Genomic DNA, 18,166 nt, shown 5'->3' with positions numbered 1-18,166 from the left:
ATTGTTCCAGCGATTGCCCGGTTTGGGAACAGACACAGGTCGGACGATTCGTACCATCGCCCTGTAGGAAAAGTGCCTACAGGGCTACCCAGGCACTGTGAATTCGATCAGTGGCCGTTGCCGGAATGCCCGCCGGCATGGCCCGCGCCCGCGCCGCCGGCGCTGCCCGAACGGCCCTTGCCGCCGCCACCGTCATGATCGATGCCCTTCGCCGCTTTCTGCTGGGCGTCGACCTTGGCTTTCTCGGCCGCCTTGGCCAGCAGTTCGAGGGCCTGCAGGTTGCTCTTGCGCACGCTCTCGACAAAGCCCTGGAACGGCACATCGGTGATACCGACCAGGCCGAAGTGACCGTTTTCACCGTCCAGCAGACGACCGGTAACGGGTTGGTCGAGGTACTGGAACCAATGCACCCCGACGACAGAAGGCTCACTGACCGCCTGCTTGAGGAAGTTTGCGTAGGCCGGGCCACGGTCTTCTTCCTTCGACAGCTCGGTCACGCCGCCCCAGAACGGGCCACGATCCCGCGAGCCGAAGTTGAACTCGGTGATCAGCACCGGCTTGTCCAGCGTGTCCAGTTGACTGAAGTCGTAACCGTCCTGAGGCTGAAGGGTGTAGAAGTTGAAGCTCAGCACATCGCAATACTGTGCACAGGAGGCCACCGCTTCAGGCGTACTGACGGCAAACCGGCCACCCAGCAGCAAATGATTCGGCGCGTGCCATTTCAACGAATCGGAAATGGTCTTGAAGTAGGTGTCGGCGAAGACCTTCTGGAAATACTTGAGGTCCGCCTCGATTTCCGGGTGTTCCGGGTTCGGCAACGGCGCCTCGAACCCCGGGTCCTCCATCTGCTCCCAGGTCGGGATATCCACGCCCCAGGCTTTCGACAGGCCCTGCTGGTTGCGGTACTTGTCGCGCAGCTGCTTGAGGAACGCACGCTTGGCCGGAACGTCGGTGGTCATGCGCAAGGTGCCGTAGGCCAGCGCATAACGGGATTTCGGATCATCGCCGGGACCGGCCCAGGCCAGTTCGTTGTCGGCGAAGTAGCCCACCAGCCATGGGTCGTCACGGTGATCCCGGGCGGCGATGGCGACCGCACGCTCGGTCGCCATGGCAAAGCGCGGATCGAACGGGTCGGGCATGCCGCCCCACCAGTCGCTGCCGGTGCTGATGCTGGCGTAATCGCCGACGATCGACAGCGGCAAGGTGTACGGCACGCGATCGTTCAGGCCCACCGCCGGATCGCTCCAGTTGCCGAGGGTGTTGAAACCCCAGGCCTGCAAGCGGTCGAGGGTGTGGGTTTGCCAGCGCTTGGCGTCAAAGCCCTCGGCACACGCCACCTTCGGCTCGCCTTCCTTGGGTTGTGCACAAGGCTGGCCATAGGTGCGCTGCAGGTTGGCCCCGTAGAAGTCGAACCATTTCCCATGGTTGAAGCCGCGCCCGGCATTGGAAGCCAGGGCGACACTGTTATCGCCCTTGCCGTAGTAGCCGGCGAGCGGCTCACCGTCCTTGGGCAATTCGCCGAACATCCATTCGCGACCTTCGACATAGGTCTGCTGGTCGCCGGCGCTCACGGTGTTCACGCCGAGGGAATAGAACGGATGGCCTTCCGGCGTCACCAGATACCAGCGGCCGTCATGCTTCTCGGTTCGGAAGAAACCCGTGGCGTCGAAACTCGGGCCCTTGGTCCAACCGCCGAACTTGTCCAGCCCACTGCGCTCGCGCTCGGCCAGCCAGCCCTTCAACTGTTGCGCCTCCTTGTTCGAGGCGGCCTTGAGCTGGTCGTCGGAACTGACCTTTTCCGGCCAGCGGGCGCGGCTGGACTGACCGTAGCCGTCCACCAGCGAACTGTAGGCGGCCTTGATCACATCGTCGCCGTTCTGCACGCCAAAACGCTCCAGGAGGATGTTCTGCGCGACTTTCGGCTTGTCCATCGACAAGGTCACCGACACCACTTGCCTGCGATCCAGCTCACCGCTGCTGCTCGCCAGCAGGATCCGCTGACCATCCACGGTCAGCGGCATCGGCGGGCCGGCGCGCATGCCCTGGCTCAGGGGCGAGAACGGCTGCAACGGTACCAGCAGGGTCTGCGCCGGGCCGGCCGGCAGGTCGACGCGACTGGTGAGGGTCTTGCCGTCGTTGCTCTGGATGGTCACGTAGAGGGTCAGGGCCCAGTCCATGGCACTCTGGATCCGCAGGCTCATCACCCCCGACTGCGACCAGTCCCAGGCACCGCTCTGCGGCGTCAGGCGCAGGCTCGGCTGGGCGCTCGGGCTGAAGGTGACACGCCGCAGCACTTCACCTTCGGCGGTCTGTTCGGCATTGGCTTGCGGCAGGTCGGTGCCGTTGGTCACCACCTGCACCACATCGGCCGGACGAACGAAATTGAACAGCGTCTGCTGACCGGCGGGCGCGGCCAGCAGCGGCGCGGCGAACAACAGAGCAAAAACGGCGGGCAGCGTACGGCGAATCATATGAATCATTTTCTCCCTAACGGCCGGTCAAGGGCCTGCGTGGCGCTGGTAAAGCGCCACCCATAGACAACGAAATAGGCGATTTGACCTACATCACACTAAGAAATTTCACGACGGAATGGCGGCAAGGCATTGAGGATAGCCTTGCCGTAGCGCTGGGTGACCAGACGCCGGTCGAGCAAGGTGATGATGCCCCGGTCCTGCTCCGTGCGCAGCAGCCGGCCACAGGCCTGGACCAGCTTGAGCGAGGCGTCCGGCACGGAGATTTCCATGAACGGGTTGCCGCCACGGGCTTCGATCCATTCGGCGAGGGCGGCTTCCACCGGATCGTCCGGCACCGAGAACGGGATCTTGGCGATCACCACGTGTTCGCAGTAGGCACCCGGCAAGTCGACGCCCTCGGCGAAGCTCGCCAGGCCGAACAGCACGCTGGAGTCCCCGCCATCGACCCGCGCCTTGTGCTTGTTGAGGGTTTCCTGCTTGGACAGGTTGCCCTGGATGAACACCTGCTTGCGCCAGTCGCGATCCAGGCCGTCGAACACGTCCTGCATCTGCTTGCGCGAGGAAAACAGCACCAGCGTGCCCTTGGAACCTTCGACCAGCTCCGGCAGGTCACGGATGATCGCCGCCGTGTGGGCCATGGCATCCCGCGGGTCGGCCTTGAGGTCCGGCACCCGCAACACGCCGGCATCGGCGTGGTGGAAAGGACTGGGCACCACCGCCGTCACGGCTTTCTTCGGCAAGCCGGCGCGCATGCGGAAACGGTCGAAGGTACCGAGGGCGGTCAGGGTCGCCGAGGTCACCAGGGCGCCGTAGGCCACGTTCCACAGGTTGCGCCGGAGCATTTCCGCCGCCAGGATCGGGCTGGCATTGACCTCGATATCGAACAGCGCACCGCTTTCCGCCAGGCTCAGCCAGCGGGCCATGGGCGGGTTGTCTTCCGGATCCTCGACGGTGAACGCGGTCCACAGCTCCCAGTTGCCCTGGGCCCGGGACAACAGGCTGCCGAACAGCGGGTACCACTCCTCGGCCTGGTTGCTGGTGATCCCGATATTGACCTCACCGTCCATGCCTTCCTTCAGCAGTTCGGTCAGGCGGGTAAAGATGTCATTGAGACGGGCAAAGCCCTTCTTCAACTCGATGCCCATTTCCCGCAGGTGATCCGGGATCAGCCCGCCGACAAAGCGATGGCGCGGCCGCTCGCGGCCTTCCACGTCCTCACCGGTCTTGAAGTCGGCCAGTTGCTCGCAGGCGGTGAACATGAACTGCTGGTGGGTCTTGATCTCCCGGGCCAGCTCCGGAACCTGCTCGATCAGCTTGCCCAGGTCACCCGGCAGCGGATGCTGGGCGAGCAGTTTGGTCAGGTTCTTGGCGGTCTGCTCCAGCCAGTCGGCCGTGGAGCGCAGGCGCGTGTAATGGGCGAAGTGGCCGATGGCCTTGTCCGGCAGGTGATGGCCTTCGTCGAACACATACAAGGTGTCGCGCGGGTCCGGCAACACCGCACCACCGCCCAGGGCGAGGTCGGCGAGGACCATGTCATGGTTGGTCACGATCACATCGACCTTGCCCATCCCCTCGCGGGCCTTGTAGAAGGCGCACTGGCCGAAGTTGGGGCAATGGCGGTTGGTGCACTGGCTGTGATCGGTGGTCAGGCGCGCCCAGTCGGCGTCTTCCAGCGCATTCGGCCAACTGTCGCGATCGCCATCCCATTTGTTGCCGGCCAGTTTCTCGATCATGCTGGTGAACAGCTTCTGGCTGGCCTCATCCACCTCGATCTTGAAGCCTTCTTCCTCGAACAACTGGGCCGTCGCGGTCTGCGCGTGGCCTTCCTGCAACAGCATGTCGAGCTTGGACAGGCACATGTAGCGCCCGCGCCCCTTGGCCAGGGCGAAGCTGAAATTCAGCCCGCTGTTGCGCATCAGGTCGGGCAGGTCCTTGTAGACGATCTGTTCCTGCAGGGCGACGGTGGCCGTGGCGATCACCAGGCGCTTGCCGGCGGCCTTGGCGGTGGGGATCGCCGCCAGGCTGTAGGCCACGGTCTTGCCGGTACCGGTGCCGGCTTCGACGGCAACCACGGCCGGCTCGCCATCGCGGCGGCCTTCATCATCGGTGTCGATATCGCCGAGCACCTTCGCCACTTCTGCGATCATCAGACGCTGACCGTAGCGGGGTTTCAGGTTCTTGGCTTCGAGGAAACGCGAGTAGGCGCCCTGGATCGTGGTTTTGAGTTCGGTGCTGATCATGAGTCTTCGGGCGCGAAAAACGCTGGATAAATTTTCAGTGGTTCGAATGGCCGCTATCATACCCCGCTAATTCATCCCGCGCCGAACGGAGTACCCGAATGACCGCTTTTGCACTCGTCTATACCCTGCATCTGCTGGCCGCCCTGATCTGGGTCGGCGGCATGTTCTTCGCCTGGATGATCCTGCGTCCGGCGGCAATGGCCGCGCTTGAAGGCCCCGCCCGCCTGAAATTGTGGGTCCAGGTGTTTCAGCGCTTCTTCGTCTGGGTCTGGGTGGCGGTGGTGATCCTGCCGATCAGCGGCGTGGGCCTGATCCAGCTGCGTTTCAGCGGGTTCGAGACCGCGCCGCGGTATGTGCAGGTGATGATGGGGCTGTATATCGTGATGCTGGCGCTGTTTCTTCGTATCCAGTCATTGCAACTGCCGGAACTGCGCAAGGCGGTGGAAGCCGAACAGTGGGCCGAAGGCGCCGCCGCGCTGGGGCGGATTCGCCGCCTGGTGGGAATCAATCTGCTGATCGGCCTGGCGCTGGTGGCGATCGTCGCGGCGCGCCCGACCTTCTGAGAAAAGCCAACGCCTGATGCTGATCGTTCCCACGCTCTGCCTGGGAACGATCGACTCATCACTGTAGGAACGGGCTTGCCCGTGAATGGTCGTCGAAGCGGCTCAAAGACGCTGGATGGTCACACTACCCGGCTCGCCCTGGGGCCCCGGCTGACCCGCCAGGCCAGGACGCCCGGACTTGCCACCGTCGGTCTTGTAGATAAAGCAGCCCTTGGACTTGCCGCCTGCACCCGGACGTCCCGCCGCACCTGCCGCGCCGCCGGCACCGCCCTCGACCTGGACCTTGATCTGCTCGGCCGGGTAGTCCCGTGGCAGTTCGACCCGAACCTGCGCCCCAGGCGCACCCGGACGGCCATCGCCGCCATTGTCACCATCGGCACCGCGACCGGCCTGGCCCCAGGTGCAACCCGGCTCCTCGCCATTGGCGCCATCGAGCCCGACATAACCCGGAATGCCGGTACCTCCACGGGCATCCACCGACAACAACGGTCCGCTCAGGGCATCGATCCGCAGGTTCAGGTTGCGACCTGGCAGCGGCGCCTTCTGGTAGCTGCCCGGGGCTCCCCGCGCGGTAATCTGGCTGCCGCTGCCGAGATCGGCGCGCCCGGCCCTGAGTTCGAAACTCTGTTCGCTGGGCACGATGGCGATGCGCGCCTCGCGCCCCAGGTGCAGTTCGCCCACGCTCAACCGGGTGATACTTGCCGGCACCAGCAGCGTACCATGGTCGGCCACGTCCAGGCGCTCCAGCTGCAACACACTGGTATTGCCCGGCAGGCGTACCAGGGAGTTGGCTTCAACGGTCACGACCTGGGCATACGCCAGCGGGCTGCACAGCGCCGCCAATAGACACAAACTACGCATGGCTGACTTCCTCGCGAGCCGGCAACGGCAGGATCTGCAGGTGGAACATACCGAACAGCAGGATCTGCGCCCGGTCACGCCAGGGCTGTGGCCGATCTTGCAGGCTGCCGTTGAACAGCAGTATCTCGAGCAGATGGGTCAGCAACAGCAGGCTCCCGGCCAGATTCACCAATAAACGAAACGGGCTGACCAGCGGATTCACCAGGTTGACCAGCACCACCAGCCAGAACAGCAGCGTCAGGACCTTCCCCAACCCCCAAAGCACCTTCATACGCCCCCCTTGGTACATTATTCTTTGGGCGCACAGTAACGGCTTGCACGGGCAATTTGCCAGTGGGCCCGGAAAATTATTCTCCAGCGGTCGCCTTGCCCGCCAGTTCGACGAAATTCATCGCTCCAGAGCGGTTGTCGAGCCATCGACCGCGCCCCTGCAGCGCGCCTGCGCGACCCGCCTGGAGATTTCCGGAACCGCGCTCTAGGCCGGGCCGTTCGAGCAGGCTAGTCTTTGCAGTTCTGATTGAGGATTTTCGATGACCGAGAGCATTTCTTCGCGCACGCCGCAGCAAGCCCTGGCGGCCCTCCTGGACCGCTATGCACCGCAGAACCTGCTGCTGGTCGGCGCAGGCAGCTTTCCGGCGCTCGAGGCGTTCCAGGCGGCGCACCCGCAGACCCAGGTCGCCCTCGCCGAACCCGGCGCCCTGCCGGCCGACCTGGCGGCACGGCGCTTCGACCTCGCGCTGGTGGTCGATTGCCTCGAACACCTGCCCAAGCGCGCCGGCCGGGAACTGCTGGGCGGCATTCGCAACCTCAACGCCAGTCGCATCGCGGTGCTGGTGGACATGCCGGCCAGTGGCTGGCAGGACAGCGACTTCTTTGCCCTGGCCCTGCAAAGCAGCGAGCGTTTCCAGCGCGACCAGCAGGTACTGACGCTGTTCACCTACGATCTGCGGGAATACAAACAGGTGCCGGACTGGCTCAACGCCAAGTTCTGGGCCAACCCGGAAAACTTCGGCAAGTACTGGTGGTAATCCGATGAGTACATCCATTTGCCCCTGTGGCAGCGGCAACCTGCTGGACGCCTGCTGCGGCCACTACCATGCGGGCCATCCCGCGCCCTGCGCCGAGGCGCTGATGCGCTCGCGCTACAGCGCCTACGTGCTGGGCCTGGTCGATTACCTGGTGGCGACCACCCTGCCCAGCCAGCAGAACGGCCTGGATCGCCAGTCCATTGCCGACTGGAGCGCGCAAAGCACCTGGCTGGGCCTGCAGGTGGAAAGCTCGGAGGTCTTCGGCGGCCAACCCGAGCACGCCTTCGTGACCTTTACCGCGCGCTGGCATGACAACGGCGGCGAACACAGCCATCGCGAGCGCTCATCCTTCGTGCAGAACACGGGCCGCTGGTATTTCATCGACCCGACCGTCCCGCTCAAGGCCGGACGCAATGACGCCTGCCCCTGTGGCAGCGGGCAGAAATACAAGAAGTGCTGTTCGAGCTACCTGCTCAGCTGAGCTTCAGGTGCGACGTATCGGGCACCGCTGCCGCAGGCGGCGCGGGTAGCTGGCCCATGTCGCTGCCCACCGGCGCCACGCTGAACGCCGACAGGTCGAGGACCGGTGCAACGGGCGCCGGCTTGGGGTCCTGCACATCGCTGCCGACCTCGGCGATCGCATAATCCGGCGCATCGACCTCGCTGAAGGCGGCCATGTAGGCATCCCGCGGCACTACCCGGGCCCGCCCGACCGGCTCGGGAGCGGCGGTCATCTCGATCTCTTCCATCGGCATCTCGAGCACCGAGACCACCGCACCGGCGCGCTCGATGGTCGCCCGGTACTTCTCGGCGGCAGCGGCATCGAGATTGTTCTTCAGGACCAGGCGGCGCCCGGAGAACAGCAGTTCGATGCGCTGGGCATCGGCCTGGAACAGCCGCGCCAGGTTGCTCCTGACCTGCTCGACCGGGGCACCGGGGACCAGTTCGCCGCTGAAGACAATCTCGTAAAGACTCATGACCACACTCCTGTGCGCCGGGCTCGGTTCCGTTGCGCGAATGACCGGTAGTATCGCCCAGGTGGTTTTGCCATCACAACCTGGCAACGCTTGGCCCGCCGGCTTGCTAGACTGAGTTTTCGGCGGGAGGAATGTATGTACTCACGGACACACTGTACCCTTGGCCAAGTGAAGCTTGACCCAGCGAGGCTTGGCCCGGTGCTGCTTGGCCTGGCAATGCTGCTGGCGCTGTCCGGTTGCGCGTCCTGGCTCGATGCCGGCCCCCGTGACCCCGAAGTGCACCTGGTGCGGGTGGAACTGGTCAAGGCCAAGCTGCTGCAGCAGAAATTCAAGCTGCATTTTCGCGTCGACAACCCCAACGACAACACCCTGACCGTGCGCGGACTGCGCTATCGGATCTATCTGGATCAGTGGTTGCTCGCCGAAGGTGAGTCCGACGAGTGGCTGACGGTGGAGCCCAACAGCCGGGCGTTTTTCGTCGTGCCGATACGAACCAATCTCTGGCAGCACATGAAGCCCCTGGCCAAGCGCCTGGAAAAACCCGACCAGCCGATCCCCTATCGCCTGGAGGGCGAGCTGAAAACCGGATTATTCATCGGCTATGACGTGCACCTGGAGCGCAAAGGCGAGATAATTCCCGGCGATTTAATTTCGGAGTAGTTCCAGCATGACTCAGCAACCTCACGTCCATGGCCCTGATTGCGATCACGATCATGATCACGCGCACCACGATCACGACCATGGCCACGTTCACGGGCCGAACTGCGGGCACGCTCACCAGGAGCCGGTGCGCAACGCATTGAAGGACGTGGGCCGCAACGACCCTTGCCCTTGCGGCAACGGCAAGAAATTCAAGAAGTGCCACGGCGCCTGAAGCCGCCTGACGCTGCCCGCTACAGGCCAAGGCCCCGGCATTTGCCTGTAGCGCCCCGCTAGTCCTCGCGTCGTTCGAACGCCAGCACCACCTCGAGCCCGCCGCCCTCGCGATTGCGCAGGGTCATCCGGCCGCCATGGGCCGCCGCGATGGTATGGGCGATGCTCAGTCCCAGGCCATAACCGCCGGTCCCGGCATTGCGCGAGCCCTCGACCCGGTAGAACGGCTCCACCACTTGCTCCAGCAGCGCCTCGGGAACCCCCGGGCCACGGTCGCTGATGACGATACGCAGCAACTGCGGCTGGTCTTCCACCCGCACCACCACTTCGCGACCATAACGCACCGCATTCTCCAGCAGGTTCTGCACGCAGCGCTTGAGGCTGCGGGCATAGCCAGGCAACGGCCGCTGCGCCCAGCCCTCGACGCTGACCGGCTCGCCGATATCCTGCAGGTCCGCCTGCAAACTGCGCAGCAGTGCATTGATATCGATGTTCTGCCGCTCCTCGTTGACTTCCCCGCTGCTGACAAAATCCAGGGTGCTGGAGACCATATGCTCCATGTCTTCCAGGTCCGTGCGAAAACGCTCCTTGACCTGATTGTCCTCCAGCAGCTCGGTGCGCAGGCGCAGGCGGGTGATGGGCGAACGCAGGTCGTGGGAGATCGCCGCCAGGAAGCGCGTGCGCTCGGCGATATTGGCGATCAGCCGTTGCTGCATGACATTGAAGGCCTGGGCCGCCCGACGCACCTCGGTCGGCCCGTCCAGCGGCAGTGGCGGGCGCTGGATATCCCGCCCCAGCGCCTCGGCCGCCCTGGCCAGGGCATTCAGGGGGCGAATCGCCAGGCGTACCGCCAGCAGCGCGATGATCACCAGCACCACGACTCGCAGCAGGTAGATACGCATCAGGTAATCGAACAGCACATTCACTGGCGAGGTACTGGTCCAGCCCTGCTCCTCGCTGGCATCGACCATCAGCCAGCGCCCGTCGGGCAGGCGCAGGTCGATCAGGAAATGACCGACCGCCGGGTTGCTGCCGAACAGGGTCGGCAACCCCGCGACCTGGCCCTGCTGGTCCAGCACGGATAACTGCAACAGGCGCGCGGTCTGGGTATAACCGGTTTTTTCCGAGAGGACCTTGTTCAACAGACGCTCGGTGCCCTGGTCGGCTTCCTCCAGTTCGTCGGGCAGGTCGCTGGCCTGATCACTCAAGGTCAGATGAAAGTTCGGCGAGTCGATCAGGCCGATCAGGGTGTCGACGCGCTGCGGATCGAGATGGGACAGCCGGACGATATTCGCCAGGCGCGTGGCGATCAGCCGGGTGGGAATCTCCAGCACCTGGCTGTGGCGCACGTCGTACCAGATGCTGCTGGTCACGACCTGGGCCGCCAGCATGCCGGTCACCAGGATCAGCACCAGCCGGCCAAAGAGCGAGCGTGGCCATAACCTCACGACTGCGGGTCCACATCGGTGGCGGTCAACATATAGCCTTCATTGCGCACCGTCTTGATCAGGCCCGGCTCCAGTTGCTGGCGCAGGCGGCTGATGCAGACATCGATGGAGCGGTCGAACGGCGTGCTGTCCTTGTCAAACACATGGTTGAGCAGGAAGTCGCGGCTGAGCGGACGGTTGGGGTGCTGCAGCAACAGGCGCAGGACGCGGAAATCCGAGTTGCCCAGGCTGATCACCAGACCTTGCGGGGACAATACCTGGCGGGCCCGGGTATCGAGCTGCCAACCGGCGAAGCGGATGGTCGGGACATCGTCGATCCGCGCCCGCTCGGGGAAACTCTGGGCGCGGCGCAACACCACCTTGATACGTACCAGCAGCTCACGGGGATCGAACGGCTTGGGCAGGTAATCGTCGGCGCCCAACTCCAGGCCGAGGATGCGGTCCACCAGGGTGCCGCGGGCGGTCAGCATGATCACCGGGGTATTGGAGGTCACCCGCAGCTCACGACACAGGCTCAGCCCGTCCTCGCCCGGCAGCATCAGGTCGAGGACGATCAGGTCGATGACATTCAGTTCGAGGCGGCGACGCATTTCCTTGCCGTCACAGGCGGTGGAGGTCTGGTAGCCGGCGTTGCTCAGGTACTCGGACAGCAACTGACGGATTTCCGGATCGTCATCGACGATCAACAGGTGATCTGGCTTGGTCATGGAAGAAAGTCAGCATCCGAAAAAAAACTAGGAGATAGCCGAAAGCTCGCGGCGTGTCGGAGTGAAATGTAATGGAATGTGTTGAGGTGCGCTTGTATGCGATTCCAATACAAAGCACGCGCCGCCCGGCGAACCCGGCTCTTTAGACTACCGAATCTAAATAAGATTGATTTCAATTTAGCATAGGTTGTCGCGCATGCCATCGTTGTCCCAGTCCTCCCCTTCACGCCTGCAACCCCTGGCCTTGCCGCGTACGCTGGCCCCCGTTTTCGGCCTGATGGCCATGGGCGCGCTGAGCCCCCAGGCACTGGCCCAGGAGACCGAGGCCCAGGGTACGCTGACCCTGCCCGACCTGAAGGTCGAAGGTGACTACAGCTCGCCCTTCAAGGTCGACCGGGCGAGTTCGGCCAAGCTCAGCCAGCCGCTGCTCGATACCCCGCAAAGCGTCACCATCGTGCCGCAGCAGGTGCTCAAGGAACAGAACGCCCAGACCCTGCAGGAAGTGTTGCGTAACGTGCCGGGGATCACCTTCATGTCCGGCGAGGGCAACCTCGGCTGGGGCGACCTGTTCTCGATCCGCGGTTTTTCGTCGGAGCAGAGCCTGACCGTGGACGGCGTGCGCGATGCCGGCATGTCGACCCGCACCGACACCTTCAACCTGCAGCAGGCCGAGGTGTTCAAGGGCACCGGGGCCATCGAGTCCGGGGTCTCGGCGGTGGGCGGCAGCGTCAACCTGGTCAGCAAGGAGGCCCACCTGGGTGATGCGAACAAGGTTTCGGCCGGGGTCGGCAGCGACAACTACCGACGCCTGACCGCCGATATCAACCATGAGCTGAACGATACCAGCGCCTTGCGCATCAACCTGATGCGCCACTACAACGCCGTGGCCGACCGCGACGATGTCGACTACGACCGCTGGGGTATCGCCACCTCCCTGGGCCTGGGTCTGGGCACCCAGACCCGGGTATTCGTCGATCTGTTCTACCAGAAGGACAACAACACCCCGGACACCGGCCTGCCGATCCAGCGCGGGACCAACGGCGATACCATGCCGGGCGTCAAGCGCTCCAACTGGTACGGCGATTCGAGCCTGTACACCCAGCAGACCGAAACCACCTCGCTGACCGCCCGCCTCGAGCACGACTTCGACAACGATGCCAGGCTCAAGAACCAGATCCGCTGGGAGCGCACCGACAACTTTGGCGTACTGTCGCCGGCACGGTTCTTCGCCGCCAACGCCTCCGGCCAGAAAACCTGCACCGGCCCCCGTTGTGCGACCCTGGGCTACACCGGGGTCGCTCCGATCAGCCAGGTCCCGGGCTCGACCGTCAATGCCTATCCCGGCTATACCAGCAACGGCAACACCGCCTACGGCATCCTGCGGGGTGACGACTTCGGCCAATCGAAGCGCTACACCATCCTCGACAACCAGACCGACTTCAGTTTCGGCTTCAACACCGGCAGCTTCTCCCATGCCGCGGTCAGCGGCATCGAGCTCTACCATGAGACCTACGGCGGCCTGAAGCGCAACGCCGAAGTCCCCACCGGCGACATGCTGTTCAACATGACCGACCCGCAGCACGACTTCGCCAGCACCTGGGTGACCAAGGGCGAAGGCGATCCGCGCTCGATCATCGACAACGCCGGGGTCTATTTCGGCGATACCGTGACCCTGACCGAGCAATGGCAGGTCCTCGGCTCGCTGCGTTACGACAACTGGCGCGCCCAGACCACCCAGCGCGGCCAGGCCGATATCAAGAGCGACGACGGCGCCCTGAGCGGGCGTGCCGGTGTGGTCTACAAGCCACTGCCCAATGGCAGCATCTATGCCTCCTACAGCGAGGCCGCGGAGCCTTCGGCGGTCGGTGCCTCGACCAACAACCAGATCTACGGCGCCTCGACCACCAGCAACTACACGCCGGCCAAGTCGAAGACCTACGAGGTCGGCACCAAGTGGGATATCGCCCATGACCAGTTGAATGTCACGGCGGCGATCTTCCGTACCGAACTGGAAAACTCCTGGGAGTACCAGGACGGCGAAACCGCGCCGGTACGGGCCTTGCCGGCCAAGCGGGTCGACGGCGTGGAACTCGGCCTGCAGGGCAATATCACCCCGCGCTGGACCGCCTACAGCGGCTTCTCCGCCCTCAAGAGCGTGCAGACCAAGGGCGCCAACAAAGGCGCCGAGGCCAAGAACGTCCCGGACCTGACCGCCAACCTGTGGACCACCTATGCCGTGACCGACGCCCTCAGCCTGAGCTACGGCGCCAACTATGTCGGACGCCGGCGCTACAGCGACAACGAGTACGTCGGTGGCCTGAACAACAACAGCAGCTACGCCAACGGTCCATCGGGGGTCAACGCGATCTACGTCAAGGACAACGAGAAGGCCCCCGGCTACTGGCTGCACAACCTGGCGGCGCAGTACCAGTTCAACCCGCAGACCCGGGTCAACCTGAACCTCAACAACGTCTTCAACACCTTCTACTACAGCCAGATCGGCGCCTCCCTCGACGGCTTCCAGCTGTACGGGATTCCGGGGGCGGGGCGCACGCTCACGGCCAGTGTCGACTATGAGTTCTGAGCCGGCATGCTGATCGAGATTCCCGCCCTGTTCAGCCCCGCCGAGGCCCGCGAGATGGTCGCGGCGCTGCTGGCCGAGCCCTGGATCGACGGCAAGGCCACCGCCGGGCTCGGCTCCGCAAGGGTCAAGCACAACCGGCAGTTGCCGGAAGACTCGGCCCTGGGCATCCGCCTCGGTGAACGCATCCTCGGCCGGCTCTCGGACAACGCGCTGTTCATGTCCGCCGCCCTGCCGAAGAAGATCTACCCGCCGTTGTTCAATCGCTACAGCGACGGCGAGTCGTTCGGCCTGCATGTCGACAACGCCATCCGCGGCCTCAAGGGCGTGCGTGAGCGGGTCCGCACCGACCTCTCCGCGACCCTGTTCCTCGCCGACCCGGCCAGCTACGACGGCGGCGAGCTGGTGATCCGCGACACCTTCGGCGAACACCCGGTCAAGCTGCCCGCCGGACACCTGGTGCTCTACCCCGGCAGCAGCCTGCACAGGATCAATCCGGTCAGCCGTGGCGAACGGATCGCCGGGTTCTTCTGGATCGAGAGCCTGGTCCGCGAAGACAGCCAGCGCAGCCTGTTGCTGGACATGGATGTGGCGATCCAGCGCCTGAGCGCACGACACGCCGACGAAGAATCCCTGCTGCAACTGAGCGGCGCCTACCAAAACCTGCTGCGGCGCTGGAGTGACGTCTGATGCGCCGCCTGCCTTTCCCGGAGATATCGTGATGATCAAACCCCGTGCGCTGCTGCGCCTGAGTGCCCTGTTCACCGTGTTGCTGCTTGGCCCCGTCGCGGCGGCCTCGGCCCATGAAGTCACCGACGTGCTCGGCCGCAAGGTCGATGTACCGGAGCATGTCCAGCGCGTGGTGCTGGGTGAAGGCCGGCTGATTTCCGCCTTCGCCCTGCTCGACCGCGAGGCGCCGTTCCAGCGCATCGTCGGCTGGCAGAACGACCTGCGCCTGCTCGACCCGCACACCTACGCGGCGTACGCGGCCAGGTTCCCGAAGGTCAAGGACATCCCGCTGATCGGCCAGGCCTCGGAGCAGAGCGTCAGCGCCGAAGAGATTCTCAGCCTGAAGCCGGACCTGGCGGTATTCAGCATCTCCGGCCACGGCCCGACCGAACACAGCCCGGTGGCCGATGTGCTGGCCAAGGCCGGCATCGCGGTTCTGTTCGTCGACTTCCGGATCAATCCGATCAAGGGCACCCACGACAGCCTCGACGCCCTGGGCCAGGCCCTCGGCCGCGAGCCACAGGCCAAGGCCTACCTGGATTTCTATGACCGGCACCTGAAGGCGATCACCGACAAGGTCGGCAACCTGCCGGACAGCCAGCGGCCGAAAATCTTCCTCGAACTGCTGGCCGGGGCCTGGCAGGCACCGGGACACACCACCGGCAAGAGCGGCATGGGTGAGGTGATCCGAACCGTCGGCGGGGTCAATATCGCCGAAGGCGTGGTGCCGGGTGCGCTGGGGGATATCAGTGTCGAATATGCGCTCAAGGCCGATCCGGACCTGTATGTCGCCACCGGCAACCACAAGCCGGGGCTGATCCTCGGTGCCGAGGTCAGCCAGGCCGAGGCGCGCGAAGCCTTCGACGGCGTGCTCGCCCGTCCCGAGTTCAAGAACCTGCGGGCGATCCGCGCGGGCAATGCCCACGGCCTGTGGCATGACTTCTACAACTCGCCCTACAACCTGCTGGCCATCGAAGCCCTGGCCAAGTGGATCCATCCACAGCTGTTCGCCCAGTTGAATCCGCAGGACACCATGGACGCCATGAACCGGCAGTTCCTCGATACGCCGCTCAAGGGCGCGTACTGGATCGACGCCCCAACCCATCAGTGAGGAAAGGGCGCCAAGCCTTCCCTTTGCAGGAGCCGGCAAGCCGGCTCCCACGGGAGAGTGCGACAAGCCTGCATGACGATGAGTACATCCCTGAGTGCTTCTCCCCTGGACCTGGCAAGCGCCAGCCAGGGTTATCGCCGCCTGTTGCTGCGCCGTCTGTGGCTGTTGGTGCTGTTGGGCGGCGCCCTGCTCTGCGCGATCCTGGTCGACCTGGCCAGCGGCCCGTCCGGCATGGGCCTGCCGGCCCTGCTCGACGGCCTGCTGCATCCAGCCCACCTGAGTCTGACCGACCAGGTGATCATCTGGAACGTGCGCCTGCCCTACACCCTGATGGCCGTGCTGGTGGGCTGCGCGTTGTCCCTGGCCGGCGCGGAAATGCAGGCGATCCTCAACAACCCGCTGGCCAGCCCGTTCACCCTGGGCGTGTCTTCCGCCGCGGCCCTCGGCGCCTCGCTGGTGATCGTGTTTCCGATCTCCAGCGCCTGGCTGTCGAACAACGCGGCGATTTCGCTGTCGGCCTTTGTCTTCGCCGCCGCCTCGGTGTTTCTCCTGCAAGCCATGTCGCGACTGCGCGGCGCCGGGGTGGAAAGCCTGGTGCTGTTCGGTATCGCCCTGGTGTTCAGTTGCAACGCGGTGGTGGCGCTGCTGCAACTGGTCGCCACCGAGGACGTGCTGCAACAACTGGTGTTCTGGACCCTGGGCAGCGTGACCCGGGCCAACTGGGACAAGCTGGGCATCCTTGCGCTGGTGATAGTCGTGGTCATGCCCTTCTCCTTTGCCGCCGCGCCACGCATGACCCTGCTGCGCATGGGTGAGGATCGCGCGATGAGTTTCGGTGTCGATGTGAAGCGCCTGCGTTTCGCCTCGCTGCTGCGCATCAGCCTGCTGTCGGCGACGGCGGTAGCGTTTGTCGGCACCATCGGCTTTATCGGCCTGGTGGGTCCGCATATCGCGCGGATCCTGGTGGGCGAAGACCAGCGTTTCCTGCTGCCCGCCAGCGCCCTGGTCGGCGCCTTGCTGCTGTCGCTGTCGTCGATTGCCAGCAAACTGATCATGCCCGGAGTGATAGTGCCGGTGGGGATTGTCACGGCACTGGTCGGCGTACCGATCTTCGTGCTGCTGGTGTTCAAGCGCGGGAGGCAGCTATGAGCGAGCAGGAACACGGCCTGCGGGTCGAGCATGCGCTGATCGGCTACGGGCGGCGCCAGGTGGTGCGCGACCTGAGCCTGCCGATGCTGCAACCCGGCACCCTGACGGCCCTGATCGGCCCCAACGGCGCCGGCAAGTCGACCCTGTTGCGCGGGATCGCCGGCCTGGAAAAGATGAGCGGCGCCGTGCGCCTGCAAGGTGAGGACCTGACCCGCCTGTCGGTCGCAGAACGGGCGCGTCGGGTGACCTACATGCCGCAGAACCTGCCGCCCGGCCTGAGCCTGAGCGTGCTGGAAAGCGTGATCGCCGCACTGCGCGTCGGCCCGCTGTCCAGCGCCGAATGCCTGGACGAAGCGTTCAAGGCCCTGCAGCGCATCGGCATCACCCACCTGGCGGACCAGTGGTTGAGCACCTTGTCCGGCGGCCAGCGCCAACTGGTCAGCCTGGCGCAGTTGATCGCCCGGCGACCGAAGGTAATGCTGCTGGACGAACCCACCAGCGCCCTGGATCTCAACTACCAGTTGAAAGTCATGGCCTGCGTGCAGTCGCTGGTGCGCGAACACCGGTTGATCGCCGTGGTGGTGCTGCACGATATCAACCTCGCCGCGCGTTATGCCGACAACCTCGCGGTGCTGCGCCAGGGACAACTGTTCGCCAGTGGCGCTCCCGGGGATATTCTCGATACCCGCCTGTTCGCCGAGGTATATGGCGTGCGGGCAAGGATCGAACGTTGCTCGCGGGACACCCTGCAAGTCCTGGTGGACGAAGCCGTCGGCTAGCCGTTCACAGCAACTCGCCGCTGGACACCACCGTCGCGTACTCGCCATGCAGGTTGCCCAGGGACATGGCGTGCACCTCCCGGGCGCTGCGCGGTTGGCCGAAGAAGTCGGCTTTGTCGAAGGTGTAGCAGGCATCTTCGACCACCCAGGTGGCAAACCCCAAGTTGCCGGCGGTGCGCGCCGTCGCCTCCACGGAGTTATGGGTGGCGACGCCGACGATGACCAACTGGTCGATGCCCGCCTCTTGCAGACGGATCTGCAGGCCGGTGGCGCAAAAGGCATCCGGCACCTCCTTCTGCACCAGCCACTCCCCCGCCAACGGCCGAAACCGCTCCTGGAACTCCACCCCGGACTGTCCCGGCCAGAACACCGACTCCGGCGAGCGCGACAGATGCTGCACATGGATCACCGGGCGAGCGTTGGCGCGCCAGTGGTGCAGCAACCCGGCGATACGATCTTCGGCCTGCGGATTGTTCCGTGGCCCGAGTCGCGGCTGAAGAATGCCCTGCTGCTGATCGATGACGATCAATGCCGCGCGGTCCCCGATAGCCACCATCCCCTGTGCCCTCGTTATCTGTCCTGGAGACTCGCAGTTGAGCACCAAGAGCGTTCATCGGACAAGTCATCGGGCGTAAAACACTCCGGA

The 18,166-nt window shown here is 64.7% G+C and carries 18 protein-coding genes; 10 read left to right on the top strand and 8 right to left on the bottom strand.

What is annotated here, in order from left to right; translation table 11 throughout:
- Positions 1–107: 107 nt before the first annotated feature.
- Both HX881_RS11115 and dinG read right to left on the bottom strand, forming a co-directional pair.
- Entirely contained in the window at positions 108–2,471 is a 2,364-nt protein-coding gene (locus HX881_RS11115) for a beta-galactosidase (RefSeq protein ID WP_177084414.1), read from the bottom strand.
- Between the two features lie 98 nt (positions 2,472–2,569).
- The gene (dinG, locus tag HX881_RS11110; protein WP_017126272.1) at positions 2,570–4,714 is read right to left on the bottom strand and encodes an ATP-dependent DNA helicase DinG; all 2,145 of its coding nucleotides are present in this window, start codon (positions 4,712–4,714) and stop codon (positions 2,570–2,572) included.
- 98 nt (positions 4,715–4,812) lie between these two features.
- On the opposite strand from dinG, the gene HX881_RS11105 reads away from it, so the two are divergent.
- Complete coding sequence (locus tag HX881_RS11105; protein ID WP_017126273.1) at positions 4,813–5,277, top strand: CopD family protein; 465 nt, start codon at positions 4,813–4,815, stop codon at positions 5,275–5,277.
- A 102-nt stretch (positions 5,278–5,379) separates the two neighbouring features.
- On the opposite strand, the gene HX881_RS11100 is transcribed toward HX881_RS11105, so the two are convergent.
- Positions 5,380–6,138, bottom strand: a complete 759-nt coding sequence (locus HX881_RS11100; protein ID WP_042935319.1) for a hypothetical protein — start codon at positions 6,136–6,138, stop codon at positions 5,380–5,382.
- Positions 6,131–6,409, bottom strand: a complete 279-nt coding sequence (locus tag HX881_RS11095) for a DUF1145 domain-containing protein (RefSeq protein WP_017126275.1) — start codon at positions 6,407–6,409, stop codon at positions 6,131–6,133. The genes HX881_RS11100 and HX881_RS11095 overlap by 8 nt, the downstream gene beginning before the upstream one ends.
- Positions 6,410–6,668: 259 nt before the next feature.
- On the opposite strand from HX881_RS11095, the gene HX881_RS11090 reads away from it, so the two are divergent.
- Positions 6,669–7,166, top strand: a complete 498-nt coding sequence (locus HX881_RS11090) for a DUF6231 family protein (protein ID WP_017126276.1) — start codon at positions 6,669–6,671, stop codon at positions 7,164–7,166.
- Positions 7,167–7,170: 4 nt separating this feature from the next.
- On the top strand, positions 7,171–7,647 hold the full coding sequence (locus tag HX881_RS11085; protein ID WP_017126277.1) for a YchJ family protein: 477 nt from the start codon (positions 7,171–7,173) through the stop codon (positions 7,645–7,647).
- Here HX881_RS11085 and HX881_RS11080 read toward each other — a convergent pair.
- Positions 7,640–8,143 carry a hypothetical protein gene (locus tag HX881_RS11080; protein ID WP_177084412.1) on the bottom strand — a complete coding sequence of 168 codons (504 nt, stop codon included), beginning with the start codon at positions 8,141–8,143 and terminating at the stop codon, positions 7,640–7,642. The two genes, HX881_RS11085 and HX881_RS11080, sit on opposite strands and share 8 nt — an antisense overlap.
- 216 nt (positions 8,144–8,359) lie before the next feature.
- Here HX881_RS11080 and HX881_RS11075 point away from each other — a divergent pair, with 216 nt between their 5' ends.
- Positions 8,360–8,803 carry an LEA/WHy family protein gene (locus HX881_RS11075; protein WP_017126279.1) on the top strand — a complete coding sequence of 148 codons (444 nt, stop codon included), beginning with the start codon at positions 8,360–8,362 and terminating at the stop codon, positions 8,801–8,803.
- Between the two features lie 7 nt (positions 8,804–8,810).
- Entirely contained in the window at positions 8,811–9,017 is a 207-nt protein-coding gene (locus HX881_RS11070) for an SEC-C metal-binding domain-containing protein (protein WP_083875319.1), read from the top strand.
- A gap of 58 nt (positions 9,018–9,075) precedes the next feature.
- Here HX881_RS11070 and HX881_RS11065 read toward each other — a convergent pair whose 3' ends face one another.
- Positions 9,076–10,464 (bottom strand): ATP-binding protein, encoded by a 1,389-nt coding sequence (locus HX881_RS11065; protein ID WP_177084410.1) that lies wholly within the window; start codon positions 10,462–10,464, stop codon positions 9,076–9,078.
- The gene (locus tag HX881_RS11060; RefSeq protein WP_017126282.1) at positions 10,461–11,171 is read right to left on the bottom strand and encodes a response regulator; all 711 of its coding nucleotides are present in this window, start codon (positions 11,169–11,171) and stop codon (positions 10,461–10,463) included. The genes HX881_RS11065 and HX881_RS11060 overlap by 4 nt, the downstream gene beginning before the upstream one ends.
- 196 nt (positions 11,172–11,367) lie before the next feature.
- Between HX881_RS11060 and HX881_RS11055 the strand changes: the two genes are divergently transcribed.
- From HX881_RS11055 to HX881_RS11035, 5 genes are all read left to right on the top strand, one after another.
- Entirely contained in the window at positions 11,368–13,755 is a 2,388-nt protein-coding gene (locus tag HX881_RS11055; RefSeq protein ID WP_177084408.1) for a TonB-dependent receptor, read from the top strand.
- A gap of 6 nt (positions 13,756–13,761) precedes the next feature.
- Positions 13,762–14,442 carry a Fe2+-dependent dioxygenase gene (locus HX881_RS11050; protein ID WP_177084406.1) on the top strand — a complete coding sequence of 227 codons (681 nt, stop codon included), beginning with the start codon at positions 13,762–13,764 and terminating at the stop codon, positions 14,440–14,442.
- A 31-nt stretch (positions 14,443–14,473) separates the two neighbouring features.
- The gene (locus tag HX881_RS11045; RefSeq protein ID WP_177084404.1) at positions 14,474–15,592 is read left to right on the top strand and encodes an ABC transporter substrate-binding protein; all 1,119 of its coding nucleotides are present in this window, start codon (positions 14,474–14,476) and stop codon (positions 15,590–15,592) included.
- A 78-nt stretch (positions 15,593–15,670) separates the two neighbouring features.
- Entirely contained in the window at positions 15,671–16,741 is a 1,071-nt protein-coding gene (locus HX881_RS11040) for a FecCD family ABC transporter permease (protein WP_425503500.1), read from the top strand.
- The gene (locus HX881_RS11035) at positions 16,738–17,520 is read left to right on the top strand and encodes an ABC transporter ATP-binding protein (protein WP_017126287.1); all 783 of its coding nucleotides are present in this window, start codon (positions 16,738–16,740) and stop codon (positions 17,518–17,520) included. Before HX881_RS11040 ends, HX881_RS11035 begins: the two co-directional genes overlap by 4 nt.
- A gap of 4 nt (positions 17,521–17,524) precedes the next feature.
- Here the strand turns inward: HX881_RS11035 and HX881_RS11030 are convergent, their stop codons facing one another.
- Positions 17,525–18,076 carry a cysteine hydrolase family protein gene (locus HX881_RS11030; protein ID WP_177084402.1) on the bottom strand — a complete coding sequence of 184 codons (552 nt, stop codon included), beginning with the start codon at positions 18,074–18,076 and terminating at the stop codon, positions 17,525–17,527.
- Between the last annotated feature and the right edge of the window lie 90 nt (positions 18,077–18,166).

Origin of the sequence: Pseudomonas gingeri (assembly GCF_013386115.1) — a bacterium.
Lineage (GTDB): Bacteria > Pseudomonadota > Gammaproteobacteria > Pseudomonadales > Pseudomonadaceae > Aquipseudomonas > Aquipseudomonas gingeri.
The sequence above is the reverse complement of the archived record's forward strand: the minus strand, read 5'-3'. Positions and strand labels throughout refer to the sequence as shown.

Coding starts and splice junctions, on each gene's coding strand:
- HX881_RS11115 (WP_177084414.1), bottom strand. CDS start 2,471: ATGATTCGCCGTACGCTGCCCGCCGTTTTTGCTCTGTTGTTCGCCGCG.
- dinG (WP_017126272.1), bottom strand. CDS start 4,714: ATGATCAGCACCGAACTCAAAACCACGATCCAGGGCGCCTACTCGCGT.
- HX881_RS11105 (WP_017126273.1), top strand. CDS start 4,813: ATGACCGCTTTTGCACTCGTCTATACCCTGCATCTGCTGGCCGCCCTG.
- HX881_RS11100 (WP_042935319.1), bottom strand. CDS start 6,138: ATGCGTAGTTTGTGTCTATTGGCGGCGCTGTGCAGCCCGCTGGCGTAT.
- HX881_RS11095 (WP_017126275.1), bottom strand. CDS start 6,409: ATGAAGGTGCTTTGGGGGTTGGGGAAGGTCCTGACGCTGCTGTTCTGG.
- HX881_RS11090 (WP_017126276.1), top strand. CDS start 6,669: ATGACCGAGAGCATTTCTTCGCGCACGCCGCAGCAAGCCCTGGCGGCC.
- HX881_RS11085 (WP_017126277.1), top strand. CDS start 7,171: ATGAGTACATCCATTTGCCCCTGTGGCAGCGGCAACCTGCTGGACGCC.
- HX881_RS11080 (WP_177084412.1), bottom strand. CDS start 8,143: ATGAGTCTTTACGAGATTGTCTTCAGCGGCGAACTGGTCCCCGGTGCC.
- HX881_RS11075 (WP_017126279.1), top strand. CDS start 8,360: ATGCTGCTGGCGCTGTCCGGTTGCGCGTCCTGGCTCGATGCCGGCCCC.
- HX881_RS11070 (WP_083875319.1), top strand. CDS start 8,811: ATGACTCAGCAACCTCACGTCCATGGCCCTGATTGCGATCACGATCAT.
- HX881_RS11060 (WP_017126282.1), bottom strand. CDS start 11,171: ATGACCAAGCCAGATCACCTGTTGATCGTCGATGACGATCCGGAAATC.
- HX881_RS11055 (WP_177084408.1), top strand. CDS start 11,368: ATGCCATCGTTGTCCCAGTCCTCCCCTTCACGCCTGCAACCCCTGGCC.
- HX881_RS11050 (WP_177084406.1), top strand. CDS start 13,762: ATGCTGATCGAGATTCCCGCCCTGTTCAGCCCCGCCGAGGCCCGCGAG.
- HX881_RS11045 (WP_177084404.1), top strand. CDS start 14,474: ATGATCAAACCCCGTGCGCTGCTGCGCCTGAGTGCCCTGTTCACCGTG.
- HX881_RS11040 (WP_425503500.1), top strand. CDS start 15,671: ATGAGTACATCCCTGAGTGCTTCTCCCCTGGACCTGGCAAGCGCCAGC.
- HX881_RS11035 (WP_017126287.1), top strand. CDS start 16,738: ATGAGCGAGCAGGAACACGGCCTGCGGGTCGAGCATGCGCTGATCGGC.
- HX881_RS11030 (WP_177084402.1), bottom strand. CDS start 18,076: ATGGTGGCTATCGGGGACCGCGCGGCATTGATCGTCATCGATCAGCAG.